This is a genomic window from Kitasatospora sp. Xyl93 (assembly GCF_055383135.1).
The window spans coordinates 7,440,500-7,464,459 of sequence record NZ_AP029185.1 but is presented as its reverse complement, the minus strand read 5'-3'; the positions used below and the strand labels follow the sequence as shown (position 1 = coordinate 7,464,459).

Genomic DNA, 23,960 nt, shown 5'->3' with positions numbered 1-23,960 from the left:
ACGGGAAGCGGGGCGGAAGGGGGTCGGGCGGGGAGGCCGGGCGGGCCCGTCAGGCGTGGCGCCTGGCGTCCTCGTCCGCGTTGTGGAGCATCACGGAGGTCCGCCGGCCCTTGAGGCCGAGCTTCTCCACCTCGGTGCTCACCGTCTTGAACAGCTTGACCAGGTCGGCGGTCGCCCCGTCCACGTTCTCGTGGTACGTCTTGCCGATCTCGTCGTTCCCGGCCGACTCCTTGTTGAAGAGGTTGATCTCGTCGCACCGGGCGCCGATGTCGCCGAGGATCTCCGATAGCGGCTCGAACTTCTTGAACTTGGCGTCCAGGTCCGCGCCCACGTTCAGCCGGTCACCCACGGAACTCCTCCTGCCGGTCGCGCTTGCGCCGCTCCTCCGCGGCTTCCGCCTCGGCGTACCCAGGGCGCATCTCCCGCAGCGGGGCGAAGAGTTCGTCCAGTTCGCTGCCGCCGGTCATCGAGGCCCGCAGGGTCTCGCCCAGGCCGCTGAACGACCCCATGGCCTCGGCCAGCCGCTCGCCGAGGTCGGCCCGGGCGGTGTTCAGCACGTCGGCGATCGCCGTCCCGAGCTGGGCCGGAGCCATCGTCCGGTACGCGGTGGTGTGGAAGACCAGCGACACCACCTGGCCCTGCGCGCCGACCGTGGCGGTCACCATCCGGTCCTTGCTGGTCGCCGAGGCGGTGGCCGCCTGCAACTCCTTGACCGTATCGGCCATCTTGGCCTGCTGTTCCGCCAGGGCGGCCATCGCCTGGTCGATCTGTTCGGCGTACGAGAACGTCATCCGCCCGCGTCTCCCGTCTCTTCCCGGTGGTGCGTCCCGGGTCCAGGAGGTCTGGCCCGGGACGCACCGGCTGTGGGTCGTACGGTTCTCTCTACGGACAGGGCACGGCCGGAGGTTCGACGCCGGGCCGGATCGGGCCGGCCGGGGTGGCGGGGCCAGGGCGGAACGGTCGGTCCGTCAGCGGCCGATGACGCCGGTGACCGCGCCCGAGTCGGTGCCCCAGACCTCCTCGTCCTCGGACAGCCAGGTGGTGCGCTGCCGCTCCTTCTCGCCCTGGCCGGGCGCGCCGGCTCCGGCGCCGGCGCCCATCGGCGGCATCATCGGGCCGCCCATGCCGCCCATCGTGGGCATGCCCCGGCCCATCAGCTGGGCCTCCTCGGCGGCGGTGGCGGCCACGGTCCGGCCGGCCGCCGTGGCGCGGTTCAGGGCGGCCTCCTCGGCGGCCAGCTCGGCCGTCGGCCTGACGCCCATGGTCTCGGCCAGCCGGCCGCCGACACCGAGGCCCGCCGGGCCGGAGGAGACGCCGCCGACGGTCTTCGGGGCCGCACCGCCGCGCGGCTCGCCGAACAGATCGGAGCCGGCCCCGCCGGAACCGCCCGAGCCGAAGGAGATGCCACCACCGCCGATCGAGCCCGGCAGCCCGCTCCAGCTGCCGCCCCCGCCGGTGCGGACGTCCCCGACGCGCCCGGCGAGGGCATGCTCCTCGTCGGTGAGCAGCTGCTCGAACTGCGAGACCGGCCGTCCGTTGGCGTCCCGGACGGTGCCGTCCTCGGCGATGGTCCGGTCCTTGCCGAGCACCACCGGGTTGCCGTTGGAGTCCCTCACCAGCGTGCCGTCGGGGGCGGTGACCGTCCCGTCGTCGTTCTTCTTCGAGCCCGGCGGCACCTTGAACGGCGTGCCCGAGCCGGTGCCCGTACTGCCCGACCCGGTGGTGGAGTTGCCCGACCCGGGCTGGCCCACGACGGTGCCCGGCGGCACGGTCCGGGGCTTGCCGTCCTTGTCGAGCAGCGGCTTGCCGTCCTTGTCGACCAGCTGGCCCTTGTCGTTGACCCGGGTGCCGGGCGGGACCATCTGCGGCTTGCCGTCCTTGCCGAGCAGCGGCTTGCCGTCCTTGTCCAGCAGCGGCACCAGGCCGGTGGGTCCGCCGCCACCGGTTCCGCCGATGCCCCCGATGCCGCCGGTCTTCCCGCCGCCCTTGCCGCCGGTCCCGCCGCCGATGCCCCCGATCCCGCCGGTGCCACCGCCGCCGGCGCCGCCCCCGCCCGTGCCGCCGATGTTCGGCGGCCCCTTGACGTCGGTCTTCGACCCGTCGCCGCCCGTGCCGTCCTTGCCATCAGGAGTGTTCGGGGGGTCGACCTTGTCCTTGGGCAGGTCGAGAGTCACCGGCCTGATCGGTATCAACAGCCTGCTGGCGGCGTCGTAGGCGGCGGCCAGGGCCTTCCCGGCATCGGCCGCGGCCTTGTCGAGCTTCTCGGCGGCCCAGCTGTTCCACTTCTCCTTCGCCTTGGCCTCCAGCTTCGTGACGAAGGCGTCCAGGGCGCCCTTGTCCACGCCGTCCTTGGTGGTCGCCAGGACGGTCCCGCCGCCCGAGACCGTGGCGTCGGCCGAGACGCTCCCGTCCTCGTAGTTGAGCGTGGTGAGGGTGAGGACGGCGGTGAGGTCCTTGACCAGCTCCGTGAACGCGAAGTGCACGCACGTGTACGGCGAGGCGAAGCTGCCGCCCGCCGAGCCGTCGGTGTACTGCCAGTGCTCGCCGTGCTCGTTGCTCGCGCCGGAGCTCTCCAGCGTGGAGTTCCCTATCCAGGCCTCGTAGCCCTTGTAGTACATGTCCGACTGCTGTTGCTTCAGGGCGTCCCCGGCCTCCTTCAGCTTGGTGACGATGGGGTTGCCACCGGCGTCGGCCTTGGGCGGGTTCGTGGGCGGCTCCTTGGGCAGGTCCTTGTACGCACCGAGATCGCCGCTGAGCCCGTAGTGCATGGCGATGAACTCGTTCTCCAGGCCGTACAGCACTTCCTTGAACCGGCCCGCCGCGCTGCCCTGGAAGTCGCTGTCCGAGCCGCCCACGTCGTTGAACCAGGTGTTCACCTGCTTCCGCTGGTCCACGAAGAAGGTGTCGATCTCGCCGATGATCCGGCTGGCGTCCCACAACGTCGGGGGCGCCGTGGCCTCGTTGCCGGTGCAGCTGCCCCAGATCGACGGACCGAGGATGTCCCCGGGGGCGGCCTTGAACTTGGTCCACTGGCTCGGCTCCCCGCTCTTGCCGTCCCAGGAGGGCCAGTTGCAGGTCACGCCCAGGATCGTGCTGTAGGTGCCGCCGCCCTCGACCTGGTACACCCACTCGGCCCACATGTCGTACCCGGCGTCGCCCTTGGCGATGCCGTTCTGGACCTTGCGCTTGTCGTTGTTGCCCTTGGTGTCCGTGATCAGGTAGCGGGCCTGGATCCACTGGGGGCTGGTCACGTCGGTGCGCTGCACGACGCCGTCCATGTGGTCCGTCGCGGCGAACACCTTCAGCATGTATTCCCAGGTGTAGCTCGTCTGGTCGGCCATGGTCATCCTCCGGGCGGGGTGGAACGGTTGTCGGGCAGCGGTGTGCCGCCGGCGCCGGAAGGCCGGGTGGCCCTGCGGCGCCGACGGCGGGCTCCTGGCGTCAGGGGACCTTGGTGGTCGGGGCGACGCCGGTGAGCACGTCGTGGAGGACCTCCAGCAGCTGGGCCTCCGTGAGGGCCTCGTCGTTTCCCTCGTGCAGCGTCCGTCCGGCCTTCAGCAGGTCGTTGACGATGTCGCCGATCGTCTTCTCGACGGCCGCGATGCCGTCTCCCACGCTCTTCGCGTAGGCGAGGTAGGCCTGCTTCAGCGCCTTGGCGGACGGGAACGCGTCCTGGCCCGCCTTCAGCGCCGCCGGCGCCTTCAGCCAGGCCACCGTCTGGTCGTTCACGGACGTCTGGAAGTTCCGCAGCTCGGCGAGGCGGCCCTCCAGGTAGGCGATCGTGATCTTGGTGGTGTCGCCGCTCATGCGCGGACCCCCCTCCTCGTCAGGCGAACTGCTTCCCCGCCTGGGTGTCCGACTCGCGCATGATGTCGTGCATCGTGCTGAGGGTGTTCGCGGCCGCCGTGATGTCGTCGTCCATGGCGGACTCGTTGGCCGCGACCACCCGCGAGAGCTCCTCGAAGGCGCCGGCCGCGACACCCTGGAAGTGCCCGCCGTCGATCACGCCCCGCAGCTTGCTCATGAGTTCGTCCAGGTTGCTGCGCATCATGTTGCCGGCCTGGCGCAGCTCACCCGCCGCCTGCGACACGGTCTCGTGGTGGAGCTGGATGTTGCCGAAGTCCATGGGGGTACCCGTCCTCTACTGGTGGTGGTCCGTCAGGCGCCTTGCAGGCCGTTGTAGATGCCGTCGGCGGCGTGGGCGCGCGCGTCGTCCTCGGCCTGGGTGAGGATCGCGTTGGCACCCTGGGTGGACTGCACGAAGCGCTCGAAGGCCCCGATGACCTGCTGGTAACGCGTCATCCAGTCCGCGACCTTCTCCTGGAAGACGGTGCTCGCGCCGGAGATGTAGCCGCCGGCGATCTCCTCCTTGATCCGCTCGACCGTGCGGCCGGCGGTCACCATGTGCTCGATCTGCTGCTCCAGGCTCGCCAGGACCTGGCGGATCGCTTCGTCTTCCTTGGTCAACATGCCCGGTGTGGTCATGTTCTGCTCCCTTCCCTGCGCTCGCCGGACGGACTGCCCGGCCGAGACGTCTGATCGGACCAACGGCCCTGCTGCGGACGGTGGTTCAGCCGCACGCCGACGGACCCGCCGCCGGGGCCGCGCTGCTCGGGGCCGCCGGGGCCGGCGCGGCGGTTCCGCCCGCGGTCGGCGCCGCGGTGTCGGCCAGCGCCGCCGGGTCCAGGCTCGGCCCGGACGGCAGCAGGGCGACCACCGCGGCCGGGACGGAGACCGGTGTGGCCCCGCCGTACCCGAGCTGCTTGGCGGCCGCCGCCGAGGGCAGCGGGTAGCGCACCCCGCCCTCGGTCACCAGGTACTCCGTGCCTCCCGCCCCGGCGCCCGACAGCGCCCGCACCAGGGCGCCGCGCCCCGGCCGCACGGCGATCCGGTCGGCGACCGCGCAGGCCCCGCCCGGCGCTCCGGCCGGCACCGCCGGGGGGCCGCCCGCCTCCGCCTGGGCGGCGGGCAGCACGGTGACGGCGGTGGTCGGGGCGGCGCCCGCGGTGTGCAGGTCGGCGCAGACGCCCTCGCCGGGCAGCGGGGCGACCAGCGCCGGCGGCGCCTCGGGCAGCCCCGCGGAGGGCGGGCCGCCGGGCGCGGTGTGCCCCGCGAGGTCCATCGCGCCGATCGACGCGGGCACCGGGGCGGCGCCGCCGTACGCGTCCTTCTGGGTGCGCGGGTCGCCGAGCAGCAGCTTGTACAGCGTCGGGGTGAGCGGCGCGAGACCGCCCTTGGTGAGCAGGTAGTGGGCGCCGCCCGGGGCCTCGAAGAGCTGGCCGATCCGGGTCGGCTTCCCGCCCAGCGCCGGGCCGGCCTCGCCGCGCCCGGGGACGGCGGGCGAGGCGAGGTCGGGCCCGGCGGGCAGCGCGTTCAGCACGCCGGCCGGCACCGGGAAGGGGGCCGTACCGCCGTAACCGAGCGCCTGGAGCGCCTGGTTGGCGGTGTCGACGCGCAGCCGCTGGCCCTGCCAGAGCAGGTGCGTCGAGCCGTCCGGGACGGTGACCAGCAGGCCCTGGCCCGGGGTCAGCGCCCGTCCCTCGGCCGCCGGGTCCACCAGCAGTCCGAGCCGGGGCGCCGGGGCGCCGGTCGGGCCCGGCCGGACGGTGCCGCAGACCAGCCAGGTGCCGCCGGCCAGGTCCGCGGCGGGCGGCAGCCCGTCCGGGGCGCCGACGATCCCGACCGGCGTGCCGCGCGGCGCGTCCGCGATCGACGCCCGGCTCACCTGGCGCACCGTCATCTGCTCACCGGCCAGCAGCCTGGCGCTGGTGTCGTTCAGCACCGGGTGCAGCTGCCCGCCGACCGACAGGTACCTGGCGCCGGTCTCCTCGACCACCACCAGCGTGCCGGGCTTGGCCCAGCCGTCGCCGCCGCCGGGCCGGATCACCCCGTACACCGTGACGCCCAGCCCGATCAGCACCCCCACCGCGAGGCCCGTCAAGGTGCCCCGGGTGGTCCGCCCGGTCGGGGTGTCCGGCGCGTCGGGCTCCGCCCGCAGCATGCCCGAGGCCACCCTGCTCATCACGAACAGGTGCGCCTGCACCTGGTCGCGTCGGGACTGCATCCAGTTCCTCCCCGGTTCCTCGCGGACCCACCCGCTGCCACGCGGCCGCACCGCGGCGCGCCCACTACGGACCTACGGCCCCCACCACCGGCCCGGTTCACCGCCCCGGCCCGCCCGCGGCGCCGGCCCCGTGGTCGCGGGCAAGCTGCTGGCCCGCAAGCGGCCGCACCTGGCGCCCGTCTACGACGTCCGGGTGAAGGCCGTGTTCCGGCGGCCGAAGGTCGACACCACCTTCTGGTCCGCGCCGGCCGACGCGCTGCGCGCCGACGGCGGGGCGTTCCGCGCCCGGCTGGCGCGGCTGCGTGCCGAGGCCGGGATCGGCGAGGACATCGGCGTGCTGCGGGTGCTGGACGTCATCGCCTGGATGCACCAGGGCGAGGCCGGGCGGACCGCGGCGGGCTGAGGCCCCGCGCCCGTCACCCGCATCGGTGCGGCGAAGTGGCAGGCGCGGGGTGTCTGGCCGAGGCTGGGGCGGGGGTCCCGCCTCAGAGGGGTACGGTGCCGATGTTCGAGACGAGCTTTGCGTTCCCGCGTTCGCTGGAGGAGCCGGTGGCCGGTGCCCGCGGCCGGGTGGCGGTGGTCGGGGCGGGCGTGGCCGGCCTGGTGTGCGCCTACGAGCTGCAGCGCCGCGGGTTCGACGTCGTCGTGTACGAGCGGGCGAACCGGCCCGGCGGCCGGGTGCGCACCCACCGGTTCTGGGACGGCACCCACGTGGACCTCGGCGCCATGCGCATCCCCGGCAACCACCACTGCGTGCTGCACTACGTCTCCCGCTTCCGGCTGGCCACCCGCCCGTTCGTCAACGCCAACCCGCGCGCCTACTACCACCTGCGCGGCCGCCGGGTCCGGGTGCAGGACGTGGCGGCGCTGTTCCCCGCGTACGAGCTGCGCCCGACCGAACGGCGGGCCCCGGCCCCACTGCTGGACCACCTGCTCGGCTCGGTGTGGCGCACCCTGACCGTGGAGCAGCAGCGCCGCACCCTGGAGGGCCACTGGGACGACCCGGCGCTGGAGCGGGCGGCCTCGGTGTCGCTGTGGCAGTTCGTCCACGAGCACCTGTCGCAGGACGCCTGGGACCTGGTCGGCCACGCCACCGGCCTCGCCCACTACGAGCAGTCCTCGCTGCTGGAGGTGCTGGTCGACTACTTCGGCCTGTTCCACCGCGGGCAGGTCGAGCTGGTCGACGGGCTGGACGCGCTGATCCACGCCTTCGTCGCCGCGCTGCGCCCCGGAACCCTCCAACTCTCCACCCAGATCGACGAACTCGCGCTGACCACGGACGGCGTCCGGCTCCGCGGCCGGCGGATCGGCGCCCCGCTGCGCGAGGACGTCGACTACGTGGTGTGCTGCGTCCCGGCGCCCGCGCTCGACCGGATCACCGTCACCCCGGGCCTGCCGCACGCCCAGCGGCACGCCATCCGCGGCATCAGCTACGCGAGCAGCATCAAGACCGTCCTGCACCTCACCCGCCGCCGCTGGGAGCTGGAGGACGGCATCCACGGCGGCGGCAGCTTCACCGACCTGCCGATCCAGCAGTGCTGGTACCCCTCGGACAACGCGGTGCGGGTGAAGGACGGCGTCAACGGCAGCTCCCGCCCGCGCTGGGCGGTGCGCGACCCGCTGCGCTCGGCCGAGCCGACGGCGCTGCTCGGCGCCTACCTGTGGGGCGCCAACGCCCGCCGCTTCGCCGCACTGGAGCAGGCCGACCGGGACGCCCTGGTGCTGGACTGCCTGGAACGGCTCCACCCGGGTATCACCGGGGACGTGGACGACATCGTGCACTGCAACTGGGACGTGCAGACCGGCATGGGCGGCGGCGCCTTCGCCCATCTGACGCCCGGCGAGCACACCCGCTACCTGACCGTGCTCGGCTCCCCGTTCCCGGCGGAGCGGCCGCGGGTGTTCTTCGCCGGCGAGCACCTGTCCGGCGCCCACGCCTGGTGCCAGGGCGCGGCGCAGTCCGCCCTGGGCGCGGTGGGCGCGCTGCTCGACCGGGCCGGGCACCCCCGGGTCAGCACCCGGGTGGGGGCGGTGTGACGGTCGCCGATCCCAACCGTGCGCCCGGCCCGGCGCCCGCCCCTGAGCCCGACCCCGCGCCGGCGCCCGCCGCTGACCCCCCACCCGACTCCGCCCCGGCGACCGACCCCGCGCCCGCACTCGACCGGGCCGCGCTGCTGGCCCCGTTCCGCCCCGGCCGCAGCGAACTGGTCGGCATCGAGGTCGAGTGCGGCCTGGTGGACCCGGTCACCGGGCTGGCCGCCCGCTACTTCGGCGAGCGCGGCGTGCTGGCCGTGCTGGAGGCGGTGCTGGCCCGGTGGGGCGGCGAACGCCTGGAGGACGCCGGTCGGCTGACCGGGATCCTGCTCCCGGACGGCAGCCAGATCACCCTGGAGCACGGCGGCCAGCTGGAGTACTCCTCGACGCCCGTCCCGTCCGTCGCCAAGGCGGTGGACGACATGCGCGCCGCACTGGAGCGACTCGCGGAGCTGGTCGGGCGGTTCGGCCTGGCCCTGCTGCCCGGCGCGTACCTGCCGTTCGACCGGCTCGCCGACATGCAGTGGGTGCCGATGACCCGGGGCGCCATCATGCGGGACTACTTCGCCGGGCTGGGCGAGCCGGGCGGCCGCGCCCGGTACGTGATGGCGCTGTCGCTCTCCACCCAGGTCACCCTGGACTACCTCTCCCCCGACGACTTCACCCGGAAGCTGCGGATGCAGATGGCCGCCGCCCCGGTGGTCTCCGCCATGCTCGTCAACTCGCCTCTTCAGGCGGGGAGTTCAGACAGCGGCCTGCTGTCCCACCGGTGCTGGGCCTGGCTGCGGATGGACCCGCGCCGGGGCGGGGTGCTGCCGCCCGCGCTGCGCCCCGGCGTCACCGTCGAGGAGGTCGTCGACTGGGCGCTCGGCATCCCGCTGATCCACTACCGCACCCCGGACGGCCGCTACCACCCGGCACCCCCCGACCGCACCTTCGCCGACCTGCTCCGGCACGGCTACCCGGACGGGTCGCGGCCGACCCCGGCGCACTGGGCCGCCCACCTCAACCAGCTCTGGACCAACACCAGGGTCCGCAACACCCTGGAGCTACGCGCCTCGGACGGCCCGCCGTACCCGCACATCCCGGCCGTCCCGGCGCTCTGGGCCGGGCTCAGCTACCACCCCGAATCCCTCTCCGCCGCCTGGGAGTTGCTCGGCCGCTACACCCTGCGCGACCACCGGGCCGCACTCGCCGAACTGCCCGCCCTCGGCCTGGCCACCCGCCTCGGCGGCGACCCGGTCCGCCCGCTCGCCGCCGAACTGCTGCGGCTGGCCCGGGCCGGGCTCGCCGCCCGGATCGCGGCCGGCCTCGAACCGCCGCACGTCCTCGGATACCTGGACCCGCTGGACGAGGTCCTCGCCACCGGCCGGACCTTCGCCGAGCAGTGCCGGGAACGCTGGCACGGCGACCTGCGCGGCGACCCGGCCCGCTACGTCGCCGCGCACCGGGTCTGAGGCCGGCCGGGGGGACACGCACCACCCCGCGTCAGCAGTTCGTCAGCGGGGTGTCAGCAGCCCGTCAATCCGGGCCCCGGCACCGGCGGGCGGGTGGAAGCTGAACGGACCGCACCTGCAAGACCGGCAGGTCGCCCCGGAGGTGAGCCGCATGTCCGTCCTCGCTGCGTTCCGTTCCGTCGTCCCCGACGTGCGCCGCCACGGCCACGGACTGCGCACCGCCTGCGCGCGGGTCCTGGACCGCCTCGCCGCCGGCCCGCTCGACAACACCGTGCTCGGCGCCCTGGGCACGCCCCGCCCGGACACCCGCCCGGCCGGACCGCGCGCCCGGTGCCGGCCCGCGCCCCAGCGGGACGGCACCCCCGCCCTCGAAGCCGGCCGGCACCCGGAGCGCTGAGCCGCCCGGACACCGGACACCCGAACGCCCCGACGCCCGGACGCGGCCCGACCGCCAACGGGCCGCCCGCGGACGGCCATTCGGCGCAGCGCTCCCCCGGACGCGCGGGCCGGCCCCGGGCCGCGCGCCTATGGTGGGCGAATGACCGATCGTCGGACTGCCCGGCCTGGTGTCGCCCGGGTGGGCCACCTCGTCGCCGCCGCCGCTTTCGCCGTCTGCATGGCGGGCACCACGCTGCCCACCCCGCTCTACGGGCTGTACCAGGAGGAGCTCGGCTTCTCCGAGCTGACGGTGACGGTCGTGTTCGCCGTGTACGCCGTCGGCGTCATCGGCGTCCTGCTGCTGGTCGGCAACGTCTCGGACACCGTCGGGCGCCGGCCCGTGCTGCTCTGCGGGCTGGCCTGCTCGGCCGCCAGCGCGGTGGTCTTCCTGGCCGCGGACAGCGTCGCCCTGCTCTGCCTGGGCCGGCTGCTGTCCGGCTTCTCGGCGGGCCTGTTCACCGGCACCGGGACGGCGTACGTGCTGGAGCTCGCCCCGCCCGGGCACCGGGCCCGCGCGAGCTTCGTCGCGACCGCCGCCAACATGGGCGGGCTCGGCTGCGGACCGCTGCTGTCGGGCCTGCTCTCGCAGTACGCGCCGCACCCGCTGGTGCTGCCGTTCGCCGTGCACCTGGGGCTGCTCGCCGTCTCGTTCGCGCTCACCCTGCTGCTGCCGGAGACGGTCTCCGGGGCCCGCCCGCTGCGCACCGCCCGGGCCGCCCGGCCGACCCTGCCGCCGGAGGTCCGCCGGGTGTTCGTGCCGGCCGGGGTCGCCGCCTTCGCCGGCTTCTCCCTGCTGGGCCTGTTCACCTCGGTCAGCCCCGCCTTCCTCGGCTCCGGCCTGGGCGTCCACAACCGCGCGCTGGTCGGCCTGGTGGTCTTCACGGCCTTCCTCGCCTCCACCGTCGGCCAGCTCCTGGTGCCCCGGCTCGGCACCGCCCGGGCGATCCCGCTGGGCTGCCTGGTGCTGATCGCCGGAATGGCCCTGCTGGCCGCCTCGCTCGCCTGGAAGAGCCTGCCGCCGCTGGTGCTCAGCGCCCTGGTGGGCGGCGCCGGGCAGGGCATGGGCCTGCGCGGGGCGGTCGGCGAGGTGGCCGCCGCCGCTCCCGCCGCGCACCGCGGCGGCGCGCTCTCGGCCCTGTTCGTGGTCGCCTACTTCGGCATCTCGATCCCGGTCATCGGGGTGGGCCTGCTCACCGGGCCGCTCGGCCTGGCGCACGCGGGCCTGGTCTTCGCCGCCTGCATGGCCGCGCTCGCCGCCGCCTCCGGCCTCTACCTGCTGCGCCTGCCGCGCCCGGAGGCCTGACCCCCGCGCGCCGCCGTGCGCGCCCGCCGCGCGCCGCCCCGCGCGCGCCGACCACCGGCCGCCCGGCCGCGCTTGCCGCCCCGGCCGGGTACCGATAGACACGAGCCAGACACCCTGAGTGAAACCCGGAGGTCTCCGCCATGAGCGTGACGAGTCGGTACCTGGACGCCTGGGAGGGCTTCTGGCGCGACGCGCCCGAGGAACCCGGCTCGGTGATCTGGGACGCCGACCCGGCCCTCAGCGCCGAACGCCACCTCACGCTGTTCCGCCCCCACCTGGCGGACCCGGCGCTGCCCGTCGTCGACCTGGGCTGCGGCAACGGCACCCAGACCCGCTTCCTCGCCGAACGCTTCCCGCTCGCCCTCGGCGTCGACCTGTCCGGGGCGGCGCTGGACCGCGCCCGACGCGGGGACCCGGCCGGGCGGGCCGAGTTCACCCGGCTGGACGCCACCGACGCCGAGGCCGTCCGGGCGCTCCACCGCCGCCTCGGCGACGCCAACGTGTACGTGCGCGGGGTGATCCACCAGAGCGAGCCGGCCGACCGCCCACGGGTGGTCGAGGCCATCGGCGTCCTGCTCGGGGCACGCGGCCGGGCCTTCGTGTTCGAGCTCGCCGAGGCGGCCAAGGGCGTGCTGGGCGAGCTCGCCCGCGGCCCGGCCGGCCCGCCCCCGAAGCTGCGCCCCGTGTTCGCCCACGGGCTCACCCCCGCCGAGGTCGCCGACTCGGTGTTCCCCGAGCTGTTCCGCGCGGCCGGCCTCGACGTCCTGGCCACCGGCGAACTGCCGCTGGCCACCACCGAGTCCACGCCCGACGGCGCCCGGATCGAGCTGCCCGCGCACTGGCTGGTCGCCGGGCCGGGCGGCTGCGCGCCGCGCTGAGCGAGGGGCCGCCGGCTACTCCGCCGCACCCTCGGGGCGGATGTTCAGGTTGCCGCGCAGGACGTTCGCCGGGTCGTACGCCTTCTTCACGGCCGCGAGCCGGGCGTAGCGCTCCGGGCCGTAGATCTCCCGCGCCCTGCGGTCGCCCTCGCCCTGCACGTAGTTGGCGTACGCCCCGCCGGTGCCGAAGGGCCGCAGGGCCTCCACCGTCGCGCGCGACCAGGCGATGTGCTCCGGGTCCTGCTCCGGGTCGGTCCAGTGCGCCTCCGCCGTCACCTGGAAGGGCGCGGCGCGGCCGGGGAATGCGGAGTCCTCCTCGGGGACGTCGGCGATGGCCCCGCGCAGGAACTCGAAGTCGATCGAGCAGAGCGCGGACGGGTTGGCCCTGGTCGCCTCGACGAGCCGGGAGACGGCCTCGGGCGAGAGGTCCTCGACGTAGCAGGACTTGACGAAGTAGCGGTCGCCCCTGGGCTCGCTGCTGTCGCCGAGCGCCTGCAGCTGCGGGTACGACATCGGGATGCTGATCCGGGCCGCGGGCGCGACCTCCCGGTAGAGCTCCTCGGTCCGCGCCCGGCCCTCCTCCTCGTCCCCGGTCCACACCGCCAGGAGCAGCAGCGCGGGCCGCCCGCGCAGGTGCTCCGGTATCCACTCCTGCTCGCCCGCGCGCTTCAGCCCGCCGACGGTGTGCAGGCCCACGGGCTGCCGCCCGGTGTACTCGCGGTAGGCGGCCAGGGCGTCCGGGACGTCGTCCAGGGCGTAGACGCCCATGCTGAACAGGGCCGGCCCGACCGGGCGCAGCCGCAGGGTGAAGCGGGTGACCACGCCGAAGTTCCCGCCTCCGCCGCGCAGCGCCCACAGCAGTTCGGGGTGGCTCTCCTCGGTGGCCTCGACGACCGAGCCGTCGGCGAGGACGACCTCGGCGGCGAGGATGTGGTCACAGGTCAGGCCCCAGCGCCGGGCGAGCCAGCCGTACCCGCCGCCGAGGGCGAGCCCGCCCAGACCGGTGTGGGAGATCACGCCCGCGGGGCAGGCCAGTCCGTACGGCGCCGTGGCCTGGTCGAGGTCGCGCAGCAGGCAGCCGCCCTGGGCCTCGGCGGTGCGGGCCCGCGGGTCGACGGTGACGGCGCGCATCGGCGACAGGTCGATCATCAGGGCGCCGTCGGCGACGGCGCTGCCGCCGACGTTGTGGCCGCCGCCGCGGACGGTGACGTCGAGGCCGTGGGCCGCCGCGAAGCGCAGCGCCTCGCCGACGTCCGCCGCGCTGCGGCAGCGGGCGATGTGGGCGGGGCGGCGGTCGTGCATGCCGTTCCACACGGCGCGGGCCTCGTCGTACCCGGCGTCGCCGGGGCTCAGCCAGTGCCCGGGCGGTGCCGCCTGCGGCGCGACGTCCTCCGGAGTGTCCTGCGGCATGGTGGCGGCCCCTCTCCCTCACGGCGTCACGGCCGGGCGAGGGGCTCCGTCAGCCGGTGCGCCGCCCCCCGTGACCGATGCATGGCGCACACACGATAGGTGGACCACCGGCCGCAGGGGGGTGAATTCCTGGCCACAGGTCGGGTTTCGGCCATCCTCCGGGCCGACCTGAACCCGCCGGGACCGACCGTTCCGTCGGTCCGCCCGCCGGTGATCTCCGCTGGTCATCCGTGGATCTCCCGGCGCGCCGCGCAAGGAGCGTCCGCCCGCTGGATCTTGGCGCGTTTGCGGGGACGGAGCGACGAAAGCGTTCGAACAATCGGGGTCGCCGTGTTTTGCTTCCCCGGACATGACATCGGTCGGCGCGGCGGCGACGGGGTGAGGGATGGCAGGGACCGAAGGTGCTCCGGGCGGGCCGCGTCCGTCGGGCGTGGCCCGTTACCGCACCCGCGGCGTCCCCGACCTGCACCACCGCTTCATCCGTGACGCCCGCTCGCACGACTGGGAGCCGGCCGAGGTGGTCCACCGGGCCCTGCGGGACCGCACCGACCCGGCCCCGCCCTCCGAGCTCTCCTGGCTGATCGCCAGCGGCAGCACCTACGCCGAGCAGGTCGGCATGGACGTGGCGGCCGGTCTGCTGCACGCCTGCCCGGAGGGCGACATGAAGCTGGTGCTCGCCACCGCGGTCGCCGACGAGGCCAAGCACTCGGCCGTCTTCCACCGCTACGCGCACGCCGTCGCCGGGTCGGTCAAGGACCCGGGGGACGCCGTCGAGGAGCTGTCGCACGACCTGTGGTCGCTGGACGACTACACCGCCCGCTTCCTGGCCCACACCCTGGCCGAGGGCTTCGCCGCCGACGAGTTCCGCTGGTTCGACGAGGGCCTGCGCGGGGACGGCCTGGGCGAGGTGTACCGGCTGGTGCGCCGGGACGAGTCCCGCCACGTCGCGCTCGGCATGGCCTACCTCACCCACGGACCCGGTGCGGACCGACTGCGCCGCCTGCCCGCCGAGTTGCTGCTCGCCGCCGAACAGGTGGTGCTGAGGCACAACGACGTGGACAAGCTGTCCGAGCTGGTGCACCGGCTGCTGCCCGGTACGCCGGCACCCCGTGTCGCCGCCTGGCTCCGGGCGCGGCACGCCACCCGCATGCGGGTGCTCCTGAACGTCCGGGACGACCGGCAAGAACTGTCCCGGCGCCGCAAATCCCCGCGAGAACACATGGAGGTGTGATGGAGATCAAGAAGGTTGCCGTCCGCGCTGAGACCAAGGCGGCCAACAAGTACAGCGTGAGCACACGCCGCGCCGCCAAGTAAGCGCGCATCTGTACCGAGGCGGCCGTACCCCCGGTGGTACGGCCGCCTCTCCACTGTTCCGCGAGTCCGAAAGGCCAGGGAATGCGTATCGCGCTCGTCTCCATGCCGTGGCAGGCCCTGGAGATGCCGTCGCTCCAGGTCGGTCTCCTGCACGCGCTCGTCACCCGGGAACGGCCGGCGGACGAGGTCACCGAGTACCACGGGTGGCTGCGCTGGGCCGAGTTCCTGCTGGAGCACAGCGACGGCGAACTGACCCCGATGGAGTACATGACCGTCGCCGACGACCAGGTGTTCGACGGCTTCGGCGACTGGGTCTTCTCGGGCTGCCTGTACGACGACGAGCACTGGGGCACCGAGCAGCTGACCGCCTACGCGGAGCGCACCGGGTCGTCGATCGACAGCCTGCTGCGGATGCGGCCGCACGCCGCCCGGTTCATCGCGGAGGCCGCCCGTGAGGTGCTCGCCGGCGACCCCGACGTGGTCGGCATGACCACCACCTTCCTGCAGAACGTGCCCTCGCTGGCCCTCGCCCGGGAGATCAAGCGGCTGCGGCCCGAGGTCGTCACCGTGCTGGGCGGCAGCAACTGCGACAGCGTCATGGGCCACGCCCTGCACCGCAACCACCGCTTCCTGGACCACGTCGTGCGCGGCGAGGCCGAGAGGGCGTTCCCGGCGCTGCTCGCCCACCTGGAGCGCGGCACCGCCCCCGCGGACGTCCCCGGGGTCTGCTGGTGGGACGGCGACACCTCGCGCGCCAACCGGGAGGCCAAGGGCACCGTGCCCGTCGGGCTGCTGCCCAGCCCCGACTTCGACGCCTGGCAGGAGTCCTTCGACGCCTCCCCGGTGGCCGAGTTCGTCGAACCCAAGCTCGTGGTGGAGGGCGCCCGGGGCTGCTGGTGGGGCGAGAAGCACCACTGCACCTTCTGCGGGCTCAACGGCAGCCTGATGGAGTTCCGCTCCAAGAGCGGCGAGCAGCTCTGGTCCGAGATCGAACGGCTCGTCCACCGGCACAAGTTGCTCGACGTCATCACGGTCGACAACATCATCAGCATGGACTACTTCCGTGACTTCCTGCCACGGGCCGCCGAGAGCGAGTGGGACCTGCGCATCCACTACGAGGTGAAGTCGAACCTCAGCCAGGAGCAGATCGCCCTGCTGGGCCGCGCCCGGGTCACCCACGTCCAGCCCGGCATCGAGAGCCTGAACAGCCGGGTGCTCGGCCTGATGGACAAGGGGGTCACCGGCGCCCGCAACGTCCGTACCATGCGGGAGTGCGAGAACCACGCGCTCACCTGCGTCTGGAACTACCTCTACGGGTTCCCGGGCGAGCGCGACGAGGACTACACGGAGATCATCGACCAGATGCCGGCGCTGCGTCACCTCCAGCCGCCGGGCGGTGCCACCCGCATCGCCCTGGAGCGGTTCAGCCCGCACTTCACCAACCCCGCGCTGGGCTTCACCGAGCGCCGCCCGGCCGACATCTACCAGCACGTCTACCAGCTGCCGCGGGAGGAACTGGAGGAACTGGTCTACCTGTTCGACGCCCCGGCCACCGGCATCCAGGGCGAGCTGGAACGACGGCTGGTGGAGGAGATCGACCGCTGGACGGAGGCCTACCCGTCCTCCCGGCTCCTGCTCGAACCGGCCGCGGACGGCGACGGCGGCGAGGACGGCGACCTGCTCGTCCACGACGAACGCGAGGGCTGGCCGCGGCGCACCCACCGGCTGACCCACTGGCGGGCCGCCGCGTTCCGCGAACTGGACCACGGCCGGACGATCCCCGCCCTGCACCGCCGCCTGGCCGAGGCCGGGCACCACGTCCCACTGGCCGAGCTCACCTCCTGGGGTCGTGAACTCCTCGCGCACGGACTGGTGTTCAAGGACGGCGACACCCTGCTCGCGCTGCCCACCCGGGCGGTTCCGGTCCGCGCCCTCGGCCAGGACGCCCCGCTCCTCGCCGCCGTACCGACCCCCGAGGAGGTGGCGTGATGCCGATCGCCAAGCCCTCCCTGGCCGCGCCCGACCGGCCGGAGCTGCCGGACGCGCTGCCGTACCGGATGGACGGCCGGCTGGTCGTCCTCACCGAGCCGGTCCCGCTCGGCGCGGGCGGGCGGCCCGCCGCCGAGGCCGTCCGGCTGCTGCGCGAGTGCCAGAGCCACGTCCTCCCGGTGCACTGGTCCCTGGCGCCGGGGGACCCGGTGCTGCGCGAGCCGGCGGCCGCCGACTTCGCCCTCCACCACCTGCACCACCTGCCGCCGCCCGCCGACGCGTCCGGGGGTACCGGGGACGCGGCCCCGGCGGGCCCGGCGGCCGGACGGGCGCTGGCCGACTGGCGCGCCACGTACGGGTACGGGCGGTTCTACTACCGGCAGGGCCCGGGCTTCCTCCAGGTCAGGGACCGCCGGGACCCGGACGCCTCGGCCCGCTTCGCCCTGGACCACCCCGACCTGGTGGCCACCTTCCGGACCTGCCTGACCCCCACCGCCCTGGACGACCTCAGCGGTACGGGCCGTGAGGCGGTGTCCGTACTGGCGTCCGAGGGCCTGGTGCTCGTCACCCGGGGCTGGGCGGTGACACTGCCTCCGCGCATCCGCCACTGGACCGTGCCCGACACAGGAGTCTGATACATGGGATCTTCCACGGCCGAGGAGTCGTCCGTACCCGCGGAGTCCGGCCCGCCCGCGACGCCGCCCCCGGCCCCGGAATCCGTACCGCTGCGCCGGCACCGGCCGCTGCTGCTGCTGGTCACCGAGCAGATGACCAGCTCGGTGGGGCGGCAGGTCACCGCGCTGGCGCTGCCGCTGCTGGCCATCGCCCACCTGCACGCCGGCCCGCTGGGCTCCTCGGCGCTGATGGCGATGACCTACCTGCCCGGTGTCCTGCTCAGCCCGCTGATCGGCGTCGCCGTCGACCGGGCCCGGCTGCGGCGGATGCTGGTCGCGGTCTCCTGGCTGCAGGTCCCCGCCATCGGCAGCGTGCCGCTCGCGGCCGCGCTGGACGGCCTGACCTGGCCGCACCTGTTCGCCGCGGCCGCCGCCTCCGGGGCGCTGAGCTCCGCCCAGAGCGTCGCGCTGCAGTCCTGTCTGCCCCGCGTGGTGCCCACGGAACGCCTGCTGCCGGCCAACTCCTCGCTCACCGGGGCCCGGACCATCGGCCTGATCGGCGGGCCGGCGCTCGGCGGCATCCTGATCGGCGTGATCGACCCGGCCCCGGCGCTGCTGGTGGAGTGCGCCGCCTACCTCGTCGGCGGGGCCCTGTTCCTCGCGCTGCCCGCCTCGCTGAACCGGTCCGCGCAGGAGGCGGGCAGCGGTGCGCGCTCCCGCGTCGAGGCGCTGAAGGAGGGCTTCGCGGTCATCCGGCGCGAGACCCTGCTGCGCCGCCAGGCGCTGGCCGCGGCCGGGCTCAACCTCGGCGGCGGGGCCGGCGGCGGGCTGTTCATCCTGTACGCCGACCGGGAGCTGCAGCTGCCCCCGTGGCAGCTCGGCACGGTCTACGCCGCGTACGCCGTCGGCATGGGCACCGGGGTGCTGGCCGCGACCTCCGTCACCCGGGCGCTGGGCATGGCCCGGGCCATCCGGCTGTGCGCCGTCGGCGCCGGGGCGGCCCTCTTCCTCATCCCGGCGGCCTCCCTCGGGCTGCCGTTCCCGGTGCTGGTCCTGTACCAGTTGCTGTTCGGGCTGCTGGCCACCGTCTGGTCGATCGCCATGACCACCGGACGCCAACTCGTCACCCCCGCGCACCTGTTGGGCCGGGTCAACGCCTTCCTGGGGGCCGTGCTGACCGCCACCCTGCCGGTCGGCGCCTTCGTCGGCGGGTGGCTCGCCTCCCGGGTCGGCATCGTGCCGGTGCTGGTCGGCGCCGCGGCCGTCGCCCTGGCGGGCGCGAGCAGCCTCTGGTTCCCGCGCGACATGCTCGCCGGGATCGAGCGGGCGGCCGAGGCGAAGAAGTCCTGAGTCCTGAGGCCTGAGGCGTGAGGCGTGAGGCCTGACGCGAGTCCTGAGGTGCGAGGCCCCGGGCCCGAGTCCCGGGGCCTGCGCCGAAGCCCCCCGAGTCCGTCACCGAAGAAGCAGGAGGACGCATGCCCGGCACAACGGGAACCGTGCTCGTCACCGGAGCGAGCAGCGGCATCGGAGCGGCCACCGCGCGCCGGCTCGCCGCCCGCGGACACGACCTGGTGCTGATCGCCCGGCGCGAGGACCGCCTGAAGGCGCTGGCCACGGAGCTGTCCGCCGGGCACGGCACCGCCGCCGTGGCGGTGCCCCTCGACCTGGAGCGCACCGACGAGCTGTCCGACGCGCTGACAAACGTCCTCGCGGCCCTGCCGAGTCCGCTGGCCGGCGCGGTGCTGGCGGCCGGGCACGGCCGCGGCTACGGCCCGGTACGGGAGGCCGACTGCGCGCCCTGGGAGTCCCAGCTGCGCGTCAACCTGCTGGCCCCGATGGTCGTCACGCGCCGGCTGCTGCCCGAACTGGACGCCACCGGCGGGGACCTGGTCCTGATCGGCTCCCTGTTCGGCACCCGGCCCTCGCCCGGCTACGCGGCCTACGCCGCGACCAAGCACGGCCTGGCCGGCTTCGTCCGCTCGCTCGCCGAGGAGGAACGGCCGGCCGGCGGCTGCCGGATCTGCCTGGTCTCCCCCGGCGCCACCAACACCGAGTTCGCCTCGGTGCTCTCCGGGGCCGCGGCCCCGCGCGTCCACGACGTCACCGACTGGCCGTACCACCCGCTGCTCGCCGAGGACGTGGCGGCCGCCGTCGAGTGGGCGATGAGCCGGCCCGGACACGCCCGGGTCACCGAGCTCACCATCGACCCCACCGACGCCCGGTACTGAGCGGCCCGGCGGCCGCGGGCGATCCCGTCCCGCCCGGGCGCTCTCAGGCCCGGCCGAGGACGCGGTCGACGGTGATCTCGATGACCACCCGGTCGGGGTTGACCCGCGGCTCGCGGTAGCGCTCGGCGTAGCGGCGCTCCGCCTCGGCGACCTGCTCGGGCTCGTCGCGGACGACGGCCACGCCCTCCAGGGTCGACCAGCGGGCCCGGTCCACCTGGCAGACCGCGACCCGCAGGCCCTCGGGCCCGGCCTCCGCCACGTTGCGGGCCTTGCGGCTGGTGCGGCTGGTGATCACCCGGGCGGTCCCCGTCTCCGGCTGGTACGTCACCCCGACCGGCACCACGTGCGGCGTGCCGTCCGGGCGGGTGGTGGTCAGCGTGGAGATGTGCCGCTCCCGCCAGAAGGCGAGGAACGGTTCGTCGAGGTCGCGCGGGTCATGGGCCATGATCGGATGGTACGGCCCCCGGGGAACGGTCGTTCCCCGGGGGCCGTACCGGTGGAGCGTCAGTGCCCGCGGGCGATCCACTCCGGCAGGGCCGGGGCCTCGGCGCCGATGGTCGTCGGGTCGCCGTGGCCGGTGCGCACCACGGTCTCGGCCGGGAGCGTCAGCAGCCGCCCGCGGATCGAGTCGACGATCGTCGGGAAGTGCGAGAACGACCGGCCGGTGGCGCCCGGGCCGCCCTGGAACAGGGTGTCGCCGGTGAAGACGGTGCCCAGCGCGGGCGCGTACAGGCAGACCGCGCCCGGCGCGTGGCCCGGGGTGTGCAGCACCGTCAGCTCGGTGCCGGCCACCTCGATCCGCTGGCCGTCGGCCAGTTCGCCGTCCGGCAGCCGCTCGGGGTGGGTGAGCTTCCACAGCGGCAGGTCGTCCGGGTGCAGCAGGATCGGCGCACCGGTGCGGGCGGCGAGCGCCGGGGCCGCGTCGATGTGGTCGTTGTGCGCGTGGGTGGAGACGATCGCCAGCAGCCGGCGCCCGCCGAGCGCGGCCTCGATGGCCTCGGCGTCGTGCGCGGCGTCGATCACCACCGCCTCCTCGTCGTTGCCGACGATCCAGACGTTGTTCTCCACCTCCCAGCTGCCGCCGTCGAGTTCGAAGGTGCCGGCCGTCACCAGCCGGTCGATGCGCGTCCCCTCGCTCACAGGACCACCACCGAACGCAGGACGTCGCCCTGGTGCATCCGCTCGAAGGCCTGCTCCACCTGGTCGAGCTCGATGGTCTCGGTGACGAAGGCGCCGAGGTCCAGGCGGCCCTGGAGGTGGAGGTCGATCAGCATCGGGAAGTCCCGCGAGGGCAGGCAGTCGCCGTACCAGGAGGACTTCAGCGCACCGCCGCGCCCGAAGACGTCGAGCAGCGGCAGCTCCAGCGTCATCTCCGGGGTCGGCACGCCGACCAGGACGACGGTGCCGGCCAGGTCGCGGGCGTAGAAGGCCTGCTTGTAGGTCTCCGGCCGGCCGACCGCCTCGACCACGACGTCCGCGCCGTGGCCGCCGGTCAGCTCGCGGATCGCCTCGACCGGGTCGGTGGTGCGGGAGTTGACGGTGTGGGTGGCGCCCAGCCGGCGGGCGGTCTCCAGCTTGCGGTCGTCGATGTCCACCGCGATGATCTTCGCGGCGCCCGCCAGCCGGGAGCCCATCACGGCCGCGCCGCCGACGCCGCCGCAGCCGATCACCGCGACCGAGTCGCCCCGGCCGACGTTGCCGGTGTTGATCGCCGCGCCGAGGCCCGCCATCACGCCGCAGCCCAGCAGGCCGGCGACGGCCGGCTCGGCGGCCGGGTCCACCTTGGTGCACTGGCCGGCCGCGACCAGGGTCTTCTCGGCGAACGCGCCGATGCCCAGCGCCGGGGACAGCTCGGTGCCGTCCAGCAGCGTCATCCGCTGCTCGGCGTTGTGGGTGTTGAAGCAGTACTGCGGGCGGCCCCGCTCGCACGCGCGGCACTGGCCGCACACCGCGCGCCAGTTGAGGACCACGAAGTCGCCGGGCTCGACCTCGGTGACGCCCTCGCCGACCGACTCCACGATGCCCGCGGCCTCGTGGCCGAGCAGGAACGGGAACTCGTCGTTGATGCCGCCCTCCCGGTAGTGGAGGTCGGTGTGGCAGACGCCGCACGCCTGGATCCGGACCACCGCCTCGCCCGGGCCAGGGTCCGGCACCACGATCGTGGTCACCTCCACGGGCGCGCCCTTGGCGCGCGCGATGACTGCCTTGACCTGCTGGGGCATCCGATTCCACCTCCGTCGGCCGGTGCGGCTCTGCACCGGCGTGACCTGCGACAAAAGACTGCGAGACCTACTGCCCACGAAGCGTATCGCCCGCCCGGGCCGGGCTCCGGCGGGGCGTACCCGCCGAAGGTCCGGCGCGGCCGTACGAGTGGGGGCGCGCGGGTGGCGATGAGCGCCTGTCAGTGCGCCTCGAAGTGCCCGGAAAGCACCGGCGTTGGCTGGAAGTGCCGCAGACGGGCGACCCGCCGCCCACGTACGGTCGTAGCTGAGACGGTCCACGCGACCACGCTCAGCACACCCGCCCCACCCGTCGGCGCGCGACCGCGCGCCGACCGCGCCGCGGGCGTTCCGACCGTACGCCCCCGCACATTTCGCGCCACCCCCCGTAGGAGCCCGACCGCACCCGGCCCGTGTCGAGCCGCCAGCCGGCCGCACCACCCGTCCCCCTGCACCATCCCCGGATCCACCCCCCGTCGGGCCGCACCCCGCGGCCCACCGCTCTGGAGTCTGGAGTACGGATGTCCACCGAGAACAGTGCGACCAGCGCCGGTACCGCCCCGCTCCCCCCGCTGCACTGCATGCGCCGGCTCGAACCCGGTCCGCCCCGCCTCGCCGCGCTGCCCACCGGCACGCCGGTCTGGCTGGTCAGCCGGCACGCCGACGTGCGCCAGGTGCTGACCGACCCGCGGCTGGGCCGCGCCCCGCTCTACGCGCCGGACGCCCCGCCGATCACGGTCACGCCCAACATCCTGGACGACCCGCAGGGAATGCTGAACATCGACGGCACCGAGCACCAGCGGCTGCGCCGCACCGTGCAGCGGGCCTTCACCCCGCGCGCGATCGAACGCTGGCGGCCCTGGGTGGCCTCGGTGGTCGAGTCGCTGATCGACGAGCTGATCGACCACGGCTCCCCCGCCGACATCATCGCCGGCTACTCCCGCCCACTGCCGGTGGCGGTGATCAGCCGGCTGATGGGCCTGGACAACCTGGACGGCAACCGGCTCGCGCACTGGAGCGACCACGCGCTCTCCATCACCGCCCACAGCGCCGACGAGATCGTCACCGCGATGACCGAGTTCGCCGCCTTCGGCGCCGAGGTGATCGCCGAACGCCGCGCCGCCCCCGGCGAGGACCTGGTGAGCAGTCTGCTCGCGGCCGCCGCCGAGGACGGCTCGATCACCGAGGGCCAGCTGGTCGCGCTGGTCATCGGCCTGGTCGTGGCCGGGCACGAGACCACCATGACCAGCCTCGGCAACGCCCTGGTCTACCTGCTCCAGGACGGCCGCGAGGCCTGGCAGCGGCTCGCGGCCGACGAGGCCGGCGCCGCCGCCGCGACCGAGCAGCTGCTGCGCGCCGTCCCGCTCGGCGACGCCCAGGAGCACATGCCCGGACTGATGCGCCGCACCGTCGAGGACGTCGAGATCGGCGGCGTGGTCATCCCGGCCGGCAGCGTGGTCGCCGCCGACGCCGCCGCCGCCAACCACGACCCGTCGGTCTTCACCCAGGACCTGCGCACCGAGCTGTTCTCCCCGCTGGCCGCGCCCACGCTCACCTTCGGCGCCGGGCCGCACCACTGCCTGGGCGCCTGGCTGGCCCGGATGGAGCTGGAGCTCGCCCTGCACCGGCTGGCCCGCCGGCTGCCCGCCCTGCGGCTGGCCGACCCGGTCGAGCTGATCGACTGGCGGCGCGGTCTGCTCACCCGCAGCCCGAACGCCCTGCGGGTGGTCTGGTGACGGGCCGCGCCGACACCGAGCCGGTGCTCGTCCGGGTCGACCGGGACCGCTGCATCGGCTCCGGGATGTGCGCCCGCAGCGCCCCCGACTCGCTGGCCCTGGGCGCCGACGGGCTGGCCGCACCGCTGGCCGAGTACGCGGACGGCGGCGCGGAGTTGACGGACGGGCTGAGCGAGGCGGTGGACTTCTGCCCGGTGGAGGCGCTCAGCCTCCACTCGGCCCGCGGCGGCTACCGGATCGACCCCGCGGAGTGAGTCCGCCCCGGTGGCGCCCGCC

24 protein-coding genes are annotated in these 23,960 nt (G+C 74.7%); 13 read left to right on the top strand and 11 right to left on the bottom strand.

Annotated elements, in window-relative coordinates:
• Positions 1 to 49 precede the first annotated feature (49 nt).
• From ACZ5GH_RS32455 to eccB, 7 genes are all read right to left on the bottom strand, one after another.
• Positions 50 to 349: a hypothetical protein gene (locus ACZ5GH_RS32455; protein WP_387753773.1), complete on the bottom strand. Its 300-nt coding sequence runs from the start codon at positions 347 to 349 to the stop codon at positions 50 to 52.
• The gene (locus ACZ5GH_RS32450) at positions 342 to 791 is read right to left on the bottom strand and encodes a YbaB/EbfC family nucleoid-associated protein (protein ID WP_387753776.1); all 450 of its coding nucleotides are present in this window, start codon (positions 789 to 791) and stop codon (positions 342 to 344) included. The genes ACZ5GH_RS32455 and ACZ5GH_RS32450 overlap by 8 nt, the downstream gene beginning before the upstream one ends.
• A gap of 177 nt (positions 792 to 968) precedes the next feature.
• Positions 969 to 3,341, bottom strand: a complete 2,373-nt coding sequence (locus ACZ5GH_RS32445; protein WP_387753779.1) for a hypothetical protein — start codon at positions 3,339 to 3,341, stop codon at positions 969 to 971.
• A 100-nt stretch (positions 3,342 to 3,441) separates the two neighbouring features.
• Complete coding sequence (locus ACZ5GH_RS32440; protein WP_387753782.1) at positions 3,442 to 3,807, bottom strand: hypothetical protein; 366 nt, start codon at positions 3,805 to 3,807, stop codon at positions 3,442 to 3,444.
• Between the two features lie 19 nt (positions 3,808 to 3,826).
• Complete coding sequence (locus tag ACZ5GH_RS32435; protein WP_387753785.1) at positions 3,827 to 4,126, bottom strand: WXG100 family type VII secretion target; 300 nt, start codon at positions 4,124 to 4,126, stop codon at positions 3,827 to 3,829.
• Between the two features lie 32 nt (positions 4,127 to 4,158).
• Complete coding sequence (locus ACZ5GH_RS32430) at positions 4,159 to 4,485, bottom strand: hypothetical protein (RefSeq protein ID WP_464336059.1); 327 nt, start codon at positions 4,483 to 4,485, stop codon at positions 4,159 to 4,161.
• Positions 4,486 to 4,570: 85 nt separating this feature from the next.
• Positions 4,571 to 6,064 (bottom strand): type VII secretion protein EccB, encoded by a 1,494-nt coding sequence (gene eccB, locus ACZ5GH_RS32425; protein WP_387753791.1) that lies wholly within the window; start codon positions 6,062 to 6,064, stop codon positions 4,571 to 4,573.
• Between eccB and ACZ5GH_RS32420 the strand changes: the two genes are divergently transcribed.
• The 6 genes from ACZ5GH_RS32420 to ACZ5GH_RS32395 all read left to right on the top strand — a co-directional run bounded on the left by ACZ5GH_RS32420 (position 6,000) and on the right by ACZ5GH_RS32395 (position 12,174).
• On the top strand, positions 6,000 to 6,467 hold the full coding sequence (locus ACZ5GH_RS32420) for a DUF6308 family protein (RefSeq protein WP_464336058.1): 468 nt from the start codon (positions 6,000 to 6,002) through the stop codon (positions 6,465 to 6,467). The two genes, eccB and ACZ5GH_RS32420, sit on opposite strands and share 65 nt — an antisense overlap.
• Before the next feature lie 101 nt (positions 6,468 to 6,568).
• Positions 6,569 to 8,101 carry a flavin monoamine oxidase family protein gene (locus ACZ5GH_RS32415; RefSeq protein ID WP_387753796.1) on the top strand — a complete coding sequence of 511 codons (1,533 nt, stop codon included), beginning with the start codon at positions 6,569 to 6,571 and terminating at the stop codon, positions 8,099 to 8,101.
• Positions 8,098 to 9,555, top strand: a complete 1,458-nt coding sequence (locus ACZ5GH_RS32410) for a glutamate-cysteine ligase family protein (protein WP_387753798.1) — start codon at positions 8,098 to 8,100, stop codon at positions 9,553 to 9,555. Before ACZ5GH_RS32415 ends, ACZ5GH_RS32410 begins: the two co-directional genes overlap by 4 nt.
• A gap of 151 nt (positions 9,556 to 9,706) precedes the next feature.
• Complete coding sequence (locus ACZ5GH_RS32405; RefSeq protein ID WP_464336057.1) at positions 9,707 to 9,952, top strand: hypothetical protein; 246 nt, start codon at positions 9,707 to 9,709, stop codon at positions 9,950 to 9,952.
• Between the two features lie 141 nt (positions 9,953 to 10,093).
• Positions 10,094 to 11,296: an MFS transporter gene (locus ACZ5GH_RS32400; RefSeq protein WP_464336056.1), complete on the top strand. Its 1,203-nt coding sequence runs from the start codon at positions 10,094 to 10,096 to the stop codon at positions 11,294 to 11,296.
• A gap of 140 nt (positions 11,297 to 11,436) precedes the next feature.
• Positions 11,437 to 12,174, top strand: a complete 738-nt coding sequence (locus ACZ5GH_RS32395) for a methyltransferase domain-containing protein (protein WP_387753804.1) — start codon at positions 11,437 to 11,439, stop codon at positions 12,172 to 12,174.
• 15 nt (positions 12,175 to 12,189) lie between these two features.
• Here ACZ5GH_RS32395 and ACZ5GH_RS32390 read toward each other — a convergent pair whose 3' ends face one another.
• Positions 12,190 to 13,584 (bottom strand): FAD-binding oxidoreductase, encoded by a 1,395-nt coding sequence (locus ACZ5GH_RS32390; protein ID WP_464336055.1) that lies wholly within the window; start codon positions 13,582 to 13,584, stop codon positions 12,190 to 12,192.
• A 385-nt stretch (positions 13,585 to 13,969) separates the two neighbouring features.
• Between ACZ5GH_RS32390 and ACZ5GH_RS32385 the strand changes: the two genes are divergently transcribed.
• The 5 genes from ACZ5GH_RS32385 (at position 13,970) to ACZ5GH_RS32365 (ending at position 19,729) form a co-directional block, all read left to right on the top strand.
• Positions 13,970 to 14,815, top strand: a complete 846-nt coding sequence (locus ACZ5GH_RS32385) for a ferritin-like domain-containing protein (protein ID WP_387753808.1) — start codon at positions 13,970 to 13,972, stop codon at positions 14,813 to 14,815.
• Between the two features lie 164 nt (positions 14,816 to 14,979).
• Entirely contained in the window at positions 14,980 to 16,887 is a 1,908-nt protein-coding gene (locus ACZ5GH_RS32380) for a RiPP maturation radical SAM C-methyltransferase (protein ID WP_464336054.1), read from the top strand.
• Positions 16,887 to 17,522 carry a DUF5825 family protein gene (locus ACZ5GH_RS32375; protein ID WP_387753812.1) on the top strand — a complete coding sequence of 212 codons (636 nt, stop codon included), beginning with the start codon at positions 16,887 to 16,889 and terminating at the stop codon, positions 17,520 to 17,522. Before ACZ5GH_RS32380 ends, ACZ5GH_RS32375 begins: the two co-directional genes overlap by 1 nt.
• Positions 17,523 to 17,525: 3 nt before the next feature.
• A complete protein-coding gene (locus tag ACZ5GH_RS32370; RefSeq protein ID WP_464336053.1) occupies positions 17,526 to 18,851 on the top strand; it encodes an MFS transporter in 1,326 nt (441 codons plus the stop codon).
• Positions 18,852 to 18,976: 125 nt separating this feature from the next.
• Positions 18,977 to 19,729, top strand: a complete 753-nt coding sequence (locus tag ACZ5GH_RS32365) for an SDR family oxidoreductase (protein ID WP_464336052.1) — start codon at positions 18,977 to 18,979, stop codon at positions 19,727 to 19,729.
• A 43-nt stretch (positions 19,730 to 19,772) separates the two neighbouring features.
• Here ACZ5GH_RS32365 and ACZ5GH_RS32360 read toward each other — a convergent pair whose 3' ends face one another.
• The 3 genes from ACZ5GH_RS32360 to ACZ5GH_RS32350 are packed head-to-tail and all read right to left on the bottom strand — an operon-like array spanning position 19,773 to position 21,951.
• Positions 19,773 to 20,174 carry a pyridoxamine 5'-phosphate oxidase family protein gene (locus ACZ5GH_RS32360; protein ID WP_387753819.1) on the bottom strand — a complete coding sequence of 134 codons (402 nt, stop codon included), beginning with the start codon at positions 20,172 to 20,174 and terminating at the stop codon, positions 19,773 to 19,775.
• A 59-nt stretch (positions 20,175 to 20,233) separates the two neighbouring features.
• Positions 20,234 to 20,869 carry an MBL fold metallo-hydrolase gene (locus tag ACZ5GH_RS32355; RefSeq protein ID WP_387753821.1) on the bottom strand — a complete coding sequence of 212 codons (636 nt, stop codon included), beginning with the start codon at positions 20,867 to 20,869 and terminating at the stop codon, positions 20,234 to 20,236.
• Positions 20,866 to 21,951, bottom strand: coding sequence for an S-(hydroxymethyl)mycothiol dehydrogenase (locus ACZ5GH_RS32350; RefSeq protein ID WP_387753823.1), 1,086 nt, complete (start codon positions 21,949 to 21,951; stop codon positions 20,866 to 20,868). Before ACZ5GH_RS32350 ends, ACZ5GH_RS32355 begins: the two co-directional genes overlap by 4 nt.
• Before the next feature lie 518 nt (positions 21,952 to 22,469).
• On the opposite strand from ACZ5GH_RS32350, the gene ACZ5GH_RS32345 reads away from it, so the two are divergent.
• Positions 22,470 to 23,684 carry a cytochrome P450 gene (locus ACZ5GH_RS32345; protein WP_387753825.1) on the top strand — a complete coding sequence of 405 codons (1,215 nt, stop codon included), beginning with the start codon at positions 22,470 to 22,472 and terminating at the stop codon, positions 23,682 to 23,684.
• Entirely contained in the window at positions 23,681 to 23,938 is a 258-nt protein-coding gene (locus tag ACZ5GH_RS32340) for a ferredoxin (protein WP_387753827.1), read from the top strand. The genes ACZ5GH_RS32345 and ACZ5GH_RS32340 overlap by 4 nt, the downstream gene beginning before the upstream one ends.
• Positions 23,939 to 23,960: the final 22 nt, after the last annotated feature.